Source organism: Micrococcaceae bacterium Sec5.7, from assembly GCA_039636785.1.
Classification (GTDB): Bacteria; Actinomycetota; Actinomycetes; order Actinomycetales; family Micrococcaceae; genus Arthrobacter.
Map to the genome: position 1 here is coordinate 4,052,806 of CP144169.1, position 13,618 is coordinate 4,066,423.

Consider the following 13,618-nt stretch of genomic DNA (forward strand, 5'->3'; position numbering starts at 1 on the left):
AACTGATGCGCAAGGTCCTGATCGCCAACCGCGGTGAAATCGCGGTCCGCATCGCCCGTGCCTGCGACGACGCCCAGCTTGGCTCGGTGGCCGTCTACGCCGACATCGACGCCGATGCCATGCACGTGTCCGCCGCCGGCGAAGCGTACAGCCTGGGCGGGAACACCCCGGCGGACACCTACCTGAACATCGAAAAGATCCTGCACATCGCCGCGCAGTCCGGCGCGGATGCCGTGTACCCCGGCTATGGATTCCTGTCGGAAAACGCTGATTTCGCCCAGGCGGTCCTGGACGCCGGACTCGTGTGGATCGGCCCGTCCCCGGAGGCCATCCGCCTTCTCGGAAACAAGATCACGGCGCGCGGGATCGCTGTGCGCGCCGGTGCCCCGCTCGTGGCCGGAAGCGACGGCCCCGTGGCCACGGCTGCGGAGGCGCGTGACTTCGCCGAACAGCATGGCCTGCCTATCGCCATCAAGGCTGCCTTTGGCGGCGGTGGCCGCGGGCTTAAGGTGGTGCGCGAGTTTGAGGAGATCGAGGAAGCGTTCGATTCCGCCGTCCGCGAGGCCGTGGTGGCCTTCGGCCGCGGTGAGTGCTTCGTGGAGCGCTACCTGGACAGGCCCCGCCATGTGGAGGCCCAGGTGCTGGCCGACAGGCACGGGAACGTCGTGGTTGTGGGCACACGCGACTCCTCACTCCAGCGCCGTCACCAGAAACTCGTCGAAGAAGCGCCCGCGCCCTTCCTGAGCGCTGATCAGCAGAAGCAGATCTACAACGCCGCCAAGGCCATTTGCCGGGAAGCGGGCTACTCAGGTGCGGGGACGGTGGAGTTCCTGGTCTCGGCAGACGGCGCAGTCGCTTTCCTTGAGGTCAACACCCGCCTTCAGGTGGAGCATCCCATCACCGAGGAAACCACGGGCATCGACCTCGTCCAGGAGCAGTTCAGCATCGCCGCAGGTGAGCCGCTCAGGGTGCAGGGGGACCCTGTTGCGCGAGGGCATTGCGCCGGTCCCGCCGGGCACTGGCCGAAATCAACATCACCGGCCTGGCCACGGTTCTTCCGTTCCACCGGGCTGTCGTTGAAGCCCCTGATTTCACGTCTGAGGCCGGCCTGGGAATCCACACGCGGTGGATCGAAACCGATTTCGCCGACGAGATTGCCGCTGATCCGGACTACCGCCCCACGAGCCCTTCGGGTGAACGGCGCACCATCACCGTGGAAGTTGACGGCCGGCGGCTCGCCGTGGGGCTGCCCGCCGATCTGCTGGACGGCTGGGCCAGGTCCGGCCAGCCGCTCCCGGGGGCGGCCGACGTCGGACTCCCGGACGAAGCGGCGCTGGGCGCCACCGGGGGGTCTTCATCCGACGGCACCGACCTTGTGTCCTCGATGACCGGAACTGTGGTGAAGTGGCTGGTCGAGCCGGGTACGGACGTCGCTGCCGGAGATCCGGTTGTCGTGCTCGAGGCCATGAAGATGGAGACCCAGGTTTCGGCGCATCGCGGAGGGACGCTTTCCGCGATCTTCCTGGGGCCGGGCGGAGCGGTCACCGCGGGCTCGGTTCTGGCCCACATCGAATAACGGGTCCTCAGGCAAAGCACGACGGCGGTCCGGCATCCCTTGTGGGGTAACCGGGCCGCCGTCGTCGTGCTCCTGAGTGCCAGCCGCTACGGAACGGTGACTACGGAACGGTGAGCCTGGCAGTGCCGCTCAGTCCGCTGCTTTTGCCCGTCACGGTTACCTTGTGGGCGCCGGAGGGCAGTGGTGCGGCCAGGCTGATGGCCGTGTTGGTAAGTTTTCCGTCGTCGGTGGCCGTTGCGGTGGTGGCCACGGAGGCGCCGTCAACGGTGACCAGGAGCGGTTCGTCGTTGGCGTAGGGGGAGCCGTTGACGGTGAGCGTTGTGCCGCTGACAGCAGCCGTGATGCTGGCGACGGTTTCCTGGACGTAGAGCGGAGCGCCCTTCCTGGCGGCCGCGACAGGTGCCCCAAGACCCGGATCCTGGCAGGACCTGGACGCGGTGTTCCAGATGGAGTTCACGTTGGAGCGTGCGTCGGCGAAGGGGATACTGCTGCCGGTGACGGTTTCGGTCACCTTGCACGGCTGGCCCGCGGCAGGGAAGGCGTCGTTCTGGATGGAGAAGAGCCTGGACATCTGTCCGGTGAAGGAGACCTTGTTCAGCGGAACCCACGAGTCCTTGGCGGGTGAGTAGGTGTACGCGTTGCCGTAAGAGGCGGTGCGGGCGCGGCCCCCGGTGAAGAGGTTGTCCCGCTTGAAGTCCTCGATGAAGGAGTACAGGCCGCTGAGGTTGGTCTGCGTGGCCGGGCGCTCGGTCCGGACGGTCATCAGGCGGGTCCACTCGGGTGCCTGGTCGGTGGGCTTCAGGTTGATCCAGGCGGTGACGATCTTGGCGTGGCCGTCCGACTTGTCCGTTTGTTCGGTGATCATGGTGGCGTAGTTCTTGCCCAGCTGCCAGTCGAACGGGATGCGGATGCTGGGGCCGCCGGCGTACTCACCGTGGATCACCAGGTTGCCGCCGGGGATGGTGTACAGGACCTTGGAGGAGAGCTTGTCATCCGGAACCTGGCCCTTGTTCGGCCCGAAAATGGAGAAGATGGCGATCTTGGAACTGTCCTCCAGCTCCTGGATGCCGAAGTAGCCGCCGGTGAAGCCGTTGGTCATGAAATAGCTGGCGGGCGTGCTGCTGAGCGGGGTGATCTCGTTATAGAACGCGTTGGCGTCCGCTGGGAGCACACCGTTCTGCGTGGTGTACCTCAGGTGCGCGGAGGGATCGCCCTTTTCGAAGATCCCGGCAGCCTGGGCGTCGCAGATGCCCTGGCCCTGGATGAGGGGATCGCAGCTGTTGGGCTGCGGGGTGCGGCCGCCCCGGGAGTCCACGTTGAACGGTTCTGCCACGGTGACGATTTTTGTGTCGAAAATATGAGCAAGGCCGTTGCCGCTGACCTCGATTTCCTTGACCTCCTTGGCCGGATCGATGTTGATTCCACTGACAAACATGCCGTACTTCTTGTCCGTGTTCACGTCCGCGGCGGCAGGGGTGTTGCGGCCCGGGATCCGGAAAGCATCATGGACCAGCTCCAGCGGATCCGGGGTGGCCGTGGTCCAGGTGTTGGTCAGGGCAAAGGTCCGGAGCCGGGTCTTGTCCTTGTAGGTCACAGTGACGTTGAACGGGCGGTTGCCGCTGGTGGTGGTGGCGAGGAACGCAATGGCGTTGCCCTGGCCGCGGAGCTTGATGCTGGTGGGCTCCGCACTGGGTGCGATGTTGTCAGGCTCGCCGGGTGCTGTGTCCGGAAGGACGAAACCGATGCCTGCGGCAGTGACGCCGGCGCCGGGTTCGTACCCCGCAGCGGTCAGGCTGGCCGAGCTGAAGGAGCTGCCTGCCGCATCGAGCTGGCCCTTGGACCGGGTGGCGGAATCCGTGATTCCCACGTTGTTAAAGGCGGAGGCCACTGCACCGCCGGAGTCCTTCTTGAAGGTGCCGGGGTCCGCAGAGGCGGCCACTGCGGTGGCGCCAGCCAGTGCGGCGGAGGTGAGTGCGGTGGCTGTCGAGAGGGCCAGCCATCCGCGCATTCGTCTGTTCATTGCCATGGGATTCCTTTTCCTGGGTGCTGCCGTCGACGTTCAGAGCCCACTTGATGCAACGTTGCATCAATGTGACTTGGACCATACTCGCACGGTGTGGGGGGATGTGTCACCCTGTTGGCATGGCATTGCGATCCGCCGCCAAGCGCCGGAAGCGCTGAAATCCGGGCGCCGGTCCGCCGACCGGGGCGCGATTCCCGATAGAGTTCAAGCAAAATCGGCAAACATCCCAGCCCTGCCCCTCGGGAGGCGGGGCAGACAGGAGCTAGCTGTGAGGCGTGGATCCAAGCCCACCATCCGCGACGTTGCGGAGAAGGCGGCCGTATCCCTGACAACGGTGTCCTACGTGCTTTCCGGCAGGCACGGCGGAACCACGCGGATCAGCCAGCCCACGCAGGAGCGGGTGCTCGCTGCTGTCAGGGAACTGGGATACGTGCCCAACCAGGCTGCACGCGGGATGCGCCGCGGCAGGACTGACCTGGTTGCCGTGGCAATCGGCGATCTGGAATGGCCCTGGGACCGCGCACTGGCAACGGCTGCGGCCCGGATCCTGCCCGAGCACGGCTACCAGCCCGTCATTCTTCTTGGCCAGGCGTGGCGGCAGTTTATGTTGTCCGGTGGTGCGGACGGCGTGATCCTGGGTTTCATCCCCGAGGCCAAGCTCGAGGACGAGACAATGACCGAACTCGCCCGGCGAGGCGTGGCCCAGGTGGTGATCTCCGAAACCATGCAGCCTGCAGGTTTTGATGTGCTGGCGCCGGAACCCCAGGGCGGAATCGAGGACGGCATGGACTTCCTGACGGCCGGGCACACCCGGATCGCCTGTGTCCGGCGCACCGAACTGGCTGACCGCCCCCTGTCCCGCTACCGCCGCTATGTGGCCGGGCTCGAGCGCGCGGGGATCCCGGTGGACGAAACGCTGGTCCGCACCTCCCACCACCGCCGGGACCTTGCGTACAAGGCGGCGCTGGAACTCCTGCGGTTGCCTCAGCGGCCCACCGCCATTTTCGCCACGGACGACATGGAGGCGCTGCAGGCCATCCGCGCCGCGTACCGCCTGGGACTCCGGGTTCCCGAGGACGTCCAGATTGTGGGCGTGGGCAACTCCACCGAAGGCCAGGAAGCCGATCCCGCACTCTCGACGGTCGGCCCGGATCCGATTTTCGAGCAGGTTGTCACCATGCTTGTTGATCGGCTGGACGGCAAAACACCGCCGGAAGGCGTGCGCGTCCCGGCACCGTGGAAGCTGTTGCTCCGCGGCACCACCGTCCAGCCCGACGGCGACACCTCGCCGGTTCCGGATGCCGAAAACGTCACCAGCGGCGTACTTTAGGCGTCGTATTATCGGCGTTTGCGCTTCAGGCGCCGCGCGGCGGGCCCGCCGCCGGCGGCAGGTTTCCCTCAGGCATTGCGGAGCGGGCGCCTGGCCAGCCAGGCAGCCACAATGGCGCCGGAGACGTTGTGCCACAGCGAGAATACGGCTGACGGCAGCGCGGCCAGCGGGCTGAAGTGCGCGGTGGCCAGCGTGGCGGCCAGACCCGAGTTCTGCATGCCGACCTCGAAGGCAAGCGCCCGCCGTGCCTTGTCATCGAGCCTGCCCAGCTTGCCGGCAAGGTACCCGAGGCCCAGGCCAAAGCCGTTGTGCAGCACCACGGCGAGGAACACAATGCCTCCGGCGGTAACAATCTTGCTGGCACTTCCGGCCACCACGATCGCCACAATCAGGGAAATCACGACGGCGGATGCCCACGGCAGCGCCGGAAGCACCCTGGCGACCAGCTTCTTGAGGAACAGCCGCGCCAGCAGCCCGGCGATCACCGGCAGGAGCACTGTCTTGACGATATCCAGCACCATGGCGCCGGCGTCGATGTTCAGGAAGGATCCCGCCAGGAACAGGACCAGCAGCGGTGTGACGATCGGCGCGATGAGGGTGGAAACGGATGCCACAGCCACGGACAATGCCACGTCTCCTTTGGCCAGGAACGCCATCACATTCGAGGCCGTACCGGACGGTGCGCAGCCCACCAGGATGACGCCCACGGCAAGTTCCGGCGGGAGATGGAGCGCCACGGCAATGAGCCAGCCGGCGCCCGGCATGATCACGTAGTGCGCCACGATCCCCAGCACAACGGCCCCGGGCCGCTTCACCACGGATGCGAAGTCCGGCGGGGTGAGGGTCAGCCCCATGCAGAACATGATGATGCCGAGCAGATACGGGACGCTGGGCCCCATCGGCTTGAATGCGCCCGGCACAAGGAAGCCGGCAACTCCCGCCAGCACCACCAGAATCGGGAAAACAGTGACGGCGACGCGGGCGATTTTCGCTTCCGCAGCCAGCGCCGGGTTCAGTGGTCCTGTGGCGGCGTCAGCGCGGCCCGGTGTTGTTTTGGGGGATTTGGTTGCCTCGAGCATTCATTTATGCTGACATCAAAGTTCGCCATGCGGTCAGTTCGTGACCACATGTCAGACAAATAAGTCAGCTTTATCCAACCACGCTTGGGCAGCCAACGTTCCTGGAGATCTACCCCCAGGCCCGGGTATTGGCCGCATCCTCAGCCGATCTTGCCGGGGACAAGCGCCGCCAGTTCGTCGCCAGGGCGGCCGCGAACGAGTGGGATGCCGTGATCATGACCCGCACGGCCTTCCAGCGCGTCAGTCTCAGCCCGGAGGCTGTGTCTGCCTACATGAGCGCCGAGGCCGCCCAGCTCCGTGCCGAACTCGAAGCCGCCAAAGAGACCGGCCACGAGAACGGCAAAGCCAACTCCGGCATGGTCAAACGGCTCGAAAAGCTCGTCTCTCCCAGGAAGAACGCCTCAAAGCCAAGCTCGACACCCCCGCGGATCCGGGCATCAGCTTCGAGGAAACCGGCATCGACTACCTGGTCGTGGACGAGCTGCACGACTACAAGAACCTGGAGACCCCGAGCAACATCCCCGGCGCCTCCATCCAGGGCTCACAACGGGCCACGGACCTTCACATGAAGGTCGAGTTCCTGCGCGAACGCGAGGGCCCCAGGGTCATCACCGGTGCCACGGCGACTCCCATCGCCAATTCCGTCACCGAGATGTACGTCATGCAGCGCTACCTGCGCCCGGACCTGTTGAAGAGCGCCGGCATCGAGGACTTCAACACCTGGGCGGCCACGTTCGGGCAGGTGGTCGAGGAAATGGAGCTTTCGGTTGCCGGCGGGGACCGGTTTAAACTCAAGAGCCGCTTCGCGAAGTTTCAGAATGTCCCGGAACTGCTCAAGATGTTCCACACTTTCGCCGACGTGAAGACGGCCGAGGACCTGAAGCTTCCCACCCCGGATCTGGCCCCGCGCCCCGGGGACGGGTTGAACTTAACTGGGCGAAGAAAATCCATATCTCTCCACTGGCGAGAGTCCGGGCAAGGCATTCGGCAATACGTACCGCGTCTTTTTCCGTCGAACCTGGCAAGAGTCTCATCCCAAGCTGCGAGGCCGGCAGGTCATTAGAAACAACTGCTCTTTCGACGCTGGGGTCTTTATCGCAGGGACTTAGCGTGTCATATCTGGCATGACTTGCGCCGACGTTCCAGGAGCCGTCGCCGCTGGAGGAACGACGGAACGAATCCGACGGCGACGCAGCGCACCCCGCCAGAAGCAGAGCAAAGACTGGCACGATTATCTTCGGAAGCTTGCTCCAGTAAATGAGGCGACGGGGTCTGCGCTTCACCTCAGGACTTGCTCCGATAGGAGGCCAGCCGGTCATTTTGATGATTCAAACGGCATGATTGAACTGAACCACGAACTGCGAGAATCCGGTAGGTTCTTCGTTGCGGGCGATTCATGGACTAGACCGAAAACCGTCCCGGTAGAGGTTGGCTGACCGCTCGGGGCGTTCTCGTCGCCCAGATCGATCTCGAGGTCGTACCCGCCCGGTTCGTCGCGGATGTCCTCGCCCTCGAAGAGCGGCTCTGGCTCCATCGTTTCGGCAGTGCTGCCTTCGGCTTCGTTCGGATTTTCGACCAGCCGCCGCGCGTATGCGGCGATGCTGTCGTCCGGGGACTCCCGTCGCCCAGGAGTTCAGCGGCCTGGTGCCCGACGGCGTCACCACGGTTGTCCCCGGTGCCGTTCCGCGGCGCAGGCTAGGGCAAACGCTGCGGCAGGAGGGATGTACGACGTCGGCACCGGGCTTGCCACCGGCGCACTGGACATCTACGACCGTCACTTCCGCGAAGCGATTCATCCGCGCTGGTAAGGAAGGCAGCGACGGCGTCACCAACCGCCGCGCGTTGGCGTATGTCCCTTTCGGGCATCGTCGGGCATTGCCATTTCGGCCCGCAGGCCCAGGAGTCGGATCGGACGGCCCGCTTCGATTCCGGCTGCGAGGTCCAAGGCCCGTGCGAGGATTTCGTTCCGGTCGAGTGTCTCGGGAATCTTCCTCGCGTGGGTCTTGGTGAAGAACGGCGCGTACCGAACCTTGAGGGTCAGCCCAACCACGGGCCGTCCTTCGGCCACAACATCCTCAAGGACACGCGCTGTCACTTCCCTCACGGCGTCGTCCACCTGGGCAGGCTCGGTCAGGTCGCGCTGGAAGGTGGTCTCCCGGCTATGCCCGCGGGCAACCCATGGGGTGTCGTCCACAACGCTGGCGCCGTCCCCGCGTCCGAGCTCCGCGTACCAAGGACCCATCTTGTGGCCGAACTCCGGGACCAGGTCTTGGGGGTCGGTTCCGGCGAGCTCGGCGACTGTGTTGATGCCGAGTTTGGCCAGCCGGCCCGACACTTTGGTTCCGACGCCCCACAGGTCCCTGGTGGACCGACTGCCCATGACGTCGAGCCAGTTCCCGGAAGTGAGACGGAAGACGCCGGCCGGCTTGCCGAAACCGGTGGCGACCTTGGCTCGGACCAGGGTGTCGCCGATGCCCACGCTGCAATGCAGCTGCGTTCGCTCCAGGACAGCGGCCTGCACCTGCCGGGCGTAGGCTTCCGGATTCTCTGTCTCAGTGCCTACAAAGGCTTCATCCCAACCCAGCACCTGCACGGTGGCGCCGGGCTGCGCGCGCAGGGTAGCCATCACCGTTTCAGACGCCGCGAGGTAAGCCTCCTGATCGACGGGCAGGATCACAGCGTCGGGCGCTTTCCGGGCCGCAATGCGTAAGGGCATTCCGGAACCCACGCCGAACGCCCTGGCTTCGTAGGATGCGGTCGACACCACAGCTCGTTCCGTGGGGTCGCCCCGACCGCCGACAATGATCGGCTTGCCCGCAAGCTCCGGCCGCCGGAGCACTTCGACCGCCGCGATGAACTGGTCGAGATCGACGTGCAGCACCCACCGGATTCCGCTCACGCCACCAGTCTGCCCTAAACATCCCTGGCAAGCATCGGCTCTCCACCGAGCTTGGCCGCGGAGCCTGCGGCCTCCTGACCTTGCCGGGGCCAAAATCGTACCGCTCAGGGTTCCCCTTACGGACGAACACTGACTAGTTTCCTTGGACAAACTACCGGGTGACACTGACTGCGTCCGTGCCAAACGACATCCGTAGGTTATCTGCGCCCAAGCGCGTGAGTGCAGGTCAGCGTCGAATGCCACCGCAAGGCCCGTTGGCCGCGTCCGGATCGGGTGTGGATGAGTCAGCCTGGCAATGTCTGCCGAAACGGTCGGGCGAGCAGTTGCGGCTGGTTGGCGGACTGGCTCGCCGGCCCGATCCAAAACAGGGTTGGACGTCCGGTGCCCCATTCAGTCAGAATCGGGGTCTGGATAGTGGTGGAACGGGATCATCCGCTTAGCCTTGATCCACCGACGCCGATCGGTGAGTTATCGGCGGTTTAAACCGAGAATGCCTGTCTTTTCAAGGAAAATAGGGTTTGTCTAGAACACCTTTTGACCGAAAAGAGAGGCATCTCGTAGATGGTGCGACACGAAGTCGCATGCAGTAAGTGGACGCGTTGGAAGGAAGGATCGGCGATGTTGTCGATGACGTGATCTCGGGCGTGTGTTCGATGCCTGTCCCCTCCTTGACATGCGTTGCTGGTAACGGCGGGGTGTGAAGCTCGGGGAAAAGCCGAAGCGGTTGTTGTTCCATCCAAGAGCCGCAGGTGAGGGGAAGACCGGATGGGTGAACGTGAGTGAATCGCTGTTGACACCTCGTCAAGATGAGCCTCGGATAGATGGATGTGGTGCCGGGGTGCAGGGCTGGCTGCTGGAAAGCAGCAGGTGGCGGTCGGGGGCATTTGACCGATCGTGTGAACACCACCGCCCCGGGGTAGAAGCGGCACCCTGACCGGTTGTGTCTTGCGCATGTGGAACGTGGAAACCCCGACGGGGTCCGGGCCTGTGGTCCGGTAGGCCGACCGTAAGGAACGCTGATGTTGTCCGTCGGGAACAGGATGGCTCAAGAAGCAAATGCCGGTGGCCGAAAGGCAACAGGAAACCGAACCTGTGTGCCGCCTCCCTTTCGGTGGTGGGGTCGCATAACTGGCCGGATACCGGGCTTTGCCCGGACCCGTAAGGGTTGCTGACGTGGGCCGGGTGAGTCTTTGGAGAAGGAACGTTGGCAGCATCGGTACATGCGGACAAGTTAGGCGCCCCAGAGGTGAACGGACCGCAAGACGACGGCCTGGACTGGGACACGGTTACGTGGCGTTCGGTCGAGGACGACGTACGGTGTTTACGACGAAGAATCTTCAAGGCGTCGCAGGATGGGAACCTCAAGAAGGTTCGCAACCTGCAGAAGTTGATGCTGCGTAGCCGATCGAACACGCTTCACAGCGTGCGGCGGGTGACGCAGCGCAACGCTGGCCGCAAGACCGCGGGTATCGATGGTGAGGTTGCATTGACCTCGCCGGACAGGGCGGCGTTGGCGGTGGATCTCCACCGGGACACGCTCCCTTGGCAGGCCCGCCCGGTCAAGCGTGTATACATCCCTAAGGCGGGTGGGAAACAGCGGCCGTTGGGAATTCCGGTGCTGCGCGACCGGGTGCAACAAGCCCGTGTTGCCAATGCGCTGGAGCCTGAGTGGGAGGCACGGTTCGAACCGCGTTCGTATGGGTTTCGGCCCGGACGCGGCTGTCATGATGCGATCGAGGCGATCTACGTGACGCTTAAGGGACGGACGTCCAAGCGCCAGTGGGTTCTCGATGCGGATCTGTCGGCGGCATTCGACCGTATTGACCATGACCGGCTACTGATCCAACTTGGGACGTTTCCTGCAAGGGAAATGATCGCACAGTGGTTGGCGGCTGGCGTGGTCGAGAGTGGCCGGTTCGCACCGACCAAGGAGGGAACTCCTCAGGGCGGCGTGATCAGCCCGATGCTGTTGAACATTGCGCTACATGGGATGGAGGAAGCTGCCGGTGTCCGCTATCTGCGGTGTGCCCCAAATGGGGCGCACACCAGGGCGGACACACCGGTGCTGGTGCGCTACGCTGACGACTTTGTCGTCATGTGTCACACCAGAGAACAGGCCGAACGGGCTTGGCACCGGCTGGGACAGTGGTTGGCCCCGAGGGGCCTTGCGTTCAACGAGGAAAAGACGCATATCGTCCACGTGGAGCAAGGCTTCGATTTTCTGGGGTTCAATATCCGCCGCTACGGCGGCGGGAAGCTGCTGATCAAACCCAGCGCGGCTGCGGTGAAGCGGATCCGGGAACGGATTGCCGCTGAGGTGTACTCCTTGCGAGGAGCCAACGCCGAGGCGGTAATTTGGCGGCTCAACCCGATCATTCGAGGTTGGTCTGCCTACTACCGGTGCGGGGTATCAAAGGAGGTGTTCTCAGCGGTGGATCACCACCTCTGGCGGCATCTCTATGGGTGGGCGTTGCGAGCCCATCCGAACAAGTCGAGACACTGGGTTGTTGACAAGTATTTCGGTACGTTCAACCCGTCCAGAAGCGACAAGTGGGTGTTCGGCGACCGCGAAAGCGGCCGCTATGTGCGCCAGTTCGCTTGGACAAAGATCGTCCGTCACAACATGGTCAGGGGCACATCGTCTGTGGACGATCCCTCCCTTGCCCTGTACTGGGCCGGAAGGCAACGCAAGATGCATTCGCTGACAGGTGGACTCACCGCGTCCTTGCTGATTCGTCAGCACGGACGTTGTTCCGCCTGCAGCGGTCTCTTACTTGCCGCCGACCATGGCCCGCAAAACCCGCGTGAGTGGGAACAATGGGCCAAAACCATCAACAGGGCAATAGACAAGAACGCCCTGACAATGGGTGGCCCAGTCAATGACGGCGGTCAATCCGTGCACCACCTCATCCACTCCAGCTGCCAAGTTCGGAAAACCGAACAATGATGGCAGGACCAGTAGAAATGACGCCCATAGGGACTTGCTTGAGCCGGATGCGGTGAAAGTCGCATGTCCGGTTCTGAGGGGGCCCGGGCTCAGTAATGAGCTCGGGCTACCCGACCAACTTTCTCATACTGGTTTGTCCCTGTCAGCTTCATTCGACGAGCCGAATCTCGTGTCCGCGGGTGGGCTGGTCCCTGTCATGGGACTGGCCCGCGATGCCGGACTCGGTGAGCTGGCACAGACGTGGCTCAGTGTCCCGACCGACAAGGGCGCCAACGCCGGACTGAAAGTGACTTCTCTGATTGCCGGGATGGTCGCGGGAGCCGATTCCATCGATGACATGGCCATACTGCGCCACGGCGGCATGGGCAGGCTTTTCAAGGCCTGCTATGCGCCCTCGACCCTGGGCTCGTTCCTGCGCTCCTTCACCTTCGGGCACGTCCGCCAGCTCGACGCCGTCGCCTCCCGGTTCCTGGGAAACCTGGCCGGTCGGGCCCCGCTGCTGGGATCACCCACCGCCTCTGACTTCGTGTTCGTGGACGTCGATGACACGATCATCGAGGTTCACGGCTACGGATACTCCGGTGTCCGCGGACTGAACGCGCTGCTGGCCACCGCCTCGACGAAGGACAGTGCCCCGGTGATCCTGGCCCAGCGGCTGCGCAAGGGCGCGGCAAACTCCGCCCGCGGCGCCAAACGCCTGATCACCGACGCGCTCTCGACGTTGAAGCGAACAGGCGCCGGCGGGCAGGTACTGGTGAGGGCTGATTCGGCGTTCTACGGCCATGATTCGGTGGCCGCGGCGCTGGCCGGCGGGGCGCAGGTGTCCGTGACCGTACGGATGGACCCGGCCGTGAAACGCGCCATCACCGGGATCCCGGAAACGGCATGGACAACCATCGAATACACCGACGCGGTCTTCGACGAGGAAAACAACACGTGGGTGTCCCGGGCCGAGGTCGCCGAAACCGTGTTCACGGCATTCACCTCCCGCAAAAAAGCCGAGCAGATCACCGGCCGCCTGATCGTGCGGCGCATCCCGGAACTGAACCCGAAAACCGCCGACGGGCAGGAAGCCCTCTTCGCTACCCACCGGCACCACGCGTTCTTCACCACCGTGGACGCCGCGGCCCTGGACACCGTCACGGCGGACAAAACCCACCGGAAACACGCCATCATTGAGCAGGTCAATGCGGACCTGAAAGACAGCGCCCTGGCCCACATGCCCTCCGGTGCTTTCGCCGCGAACTCGGCCTGGCTGGTCGCCGCGGTCATGGCCTACAACCTCACCCGCACCGCCGGGATTCTCGCGGCCGGGAACTTCGGCAAGGCCCGGACGGGCACGATCCGCCGCAAACTCATCCAATGTCCCGGCCCGCATCGCCACCAGCGCCCGACGCATTCGTCTTCATCTGCCCGAAGCGTGGCCCTGGCAAACACCATGCCAGAGACTGTTCGACCACCTCTACCCGCCGCCGCAACCAGCCTGACCCCCGTCAACCCAGCCAAACGGCGCAACCAGAACCACCAGCGGAACACCGAAAGGCAGCGAGGCCGACGACCCGCCATGCCCGAAACCAGAATCCGCTGCCGACCCGAAAATCAATCAGGACCAACAGCGGATCGGTGGATCAAGGCTTAGGCGGCGAAGTATTCCTCGTTCTTGATCTGCTGGACCTGGTCGTCGAAGTAGTCCGGTGTCCACTGGCCGGGGTCGTCGACGCAACCATCGGCAGTGAGGAACTCGGTGACGATGAGCTTTCCCAT

Annotated in this window: 8 protein-coding genes and 2 pseudogenes; 6 read left to right on the top strand and 4 right to left on the bottom strand. The window is 64.3% G+C overall.

All coding sequences use genetic code 11. From position 1 onward, the window contains the following. Positions 1-5 precede the first annotated feature (5 nt). Positions 6-1,576 (top strand): annotated as a pseudogene (locus V3C33_19370) (biotin carboxylase N-terminal domain-containing protein). Positions 1,577-1,676: 100 nt separating this feature from the next. Here V3C33_19370 and V3C33_19375 read toward each other — a convergent pair. Further along, positions 1,677-3,602 (bottom strand): DUF3472 domain-containing protein, encoded by a 1,926-nt coding sequence (locus V3C33_19375; protein ID XAS67551.1) that lies wholly within the window; start codon positions 3,600-3,602, stop codon positions 1,677-1,679. Between the two features lie 265 nt (positions 3,603-3,867). Here V3C33_19375 and V3C33_19380 point away from each other — a divergent pair, with 265 nt between their 5' ends. Beyond that, positions 3,868-4,929 carry a LacI family DNA-binding transcriptional regulator gene (locus V3C33_19380; protein XAS67552.1) on the top strand — a complete coding sequence of 354 codons (1,062 nt, stop codon included), beginning with the start codon at positions 3,868-3,870 and terminating at the stop codon, positions 4,927-4,929. A 68-nt stretch (positions 4,930-4,997) separates the two neighbouring features. On the opposite strand, the gene V3C33_19385 is transcribed toward V3C33_19380, so the two are convergent. After that, a complete protein-coding gene (locus V3C33_19385; GenBank protein XAS67553.1) occupies positions 4,998-6,008 on the bottom strand; it encodes a bile acid:sodium symporter family protein in 1,011 nt (336 codons plus the stop codon). A 128-nt stretch (positions 6,009-6,136) separates the two neighbouring features. Between V3C33_19385 and V3C33_19390 the strand changes: the two genes are divergently transcribed. Both V3C33_19390 and V3C33_19395 read left to right on the top strand, forming a co-directional pair. After that, positions 6,137-6,577, top strand: coding sequence for a hypothetical protein (locus tag V3C33_19390; protein XAS67554.1), 441 nt, complete (start codon positions 6,137-6,139; stop codon positions 6,575-6,577). Then, positions 6,574-7,071, top strand: a complete 498-nt coding sequence (locus V3C33_19395) for a hypothetical protein (GenBank protein XAS67555.1) — start codon at positions 6,574-6,576, stop codon at positions 7,069-7,071. The genes V3C33_19390 and V3C33_19395 overlap by 4 nt, the downstream gene beginning before the upstream one ends. Before the next feature lie 762 nt (positions 7,072-7,833). Here V3C33_19395 and V3C33_19400 read toward each other — a convergent pair. Next, entirely contained in the window at positions 7,834-8,889 is a 1,056-nt protein-coding gene (locus tag V3C33_19400) for a DNA polymerase IV (protein XAS69801.1), read from the bottom strand. Between the two features lie 1,264 nt (positions 8,890-10,153). On the opposite strand from V3C33_19400, the gene ltrA reads away from it, so the two are divergent. Beyond that, the gene (gene ltrA / locus V3C33_19405; protein ID XAS67556.1) at positions 10,154-11,854 is read left to right on the top strand and encodes a group II intron reverse transcriptase/maturase; all 1,701 of its coding nucleotides are present in this window, start codon (positions 10,154-10,156) and stop codon (positions 11,852-11,854) included. Between the two features lie 184 nt (positions 11,855-12,038). Then, positions 12,039-13,341 (top strand): annotated as a pseudogene (locus V3C33_19410) (IS1380 family transposase). A gap of 148 nt (positions 13,342-13,489) precedes the next feature. Here V3C33_19410 and V3C33_19415 read toward each other — a convergent pair. Then, positions 13,490-13,618, bottom strand: coding sequence for a hypothetical protein (locus V3C33_19415; protein XAS67557.1), 129 nt, complete (start codon positions 13,616-13,618; stop codon positions 13,490-13,492).

Bases quoted from the DNA above. Each gene is read 5' to 3' on its own strand.
- V3C33_19375 (XAS67551.1), bottom strand. From the start codon at position 3,602: ATGGCAATGAACAGACGAATGCGCGGATGGCTGGCCCTCTCGACAGCC.
- V3C33_19415 (XAS67557.1), bottom strand. From the start codon at position 13,618: ATGGGAAAGCTCATCGTCACCGAGTTCCTCACTGCCGATGGTTGCGTC.
- V3C33_19385 (XAS67553.1), bottom strand. From the start codon at position 6,008: ATGCTCGAGGCAACCAAATCCCCCAAAACAACACCGGGCCGCGCTGAC.
- V3C33_19395 (XAS67555.1), top strand. From the start codon at position 6,574: ATGAAGGTCGAGTTCCTGCGCGAACGCGAGGGCCCCAGGGTCATCACC.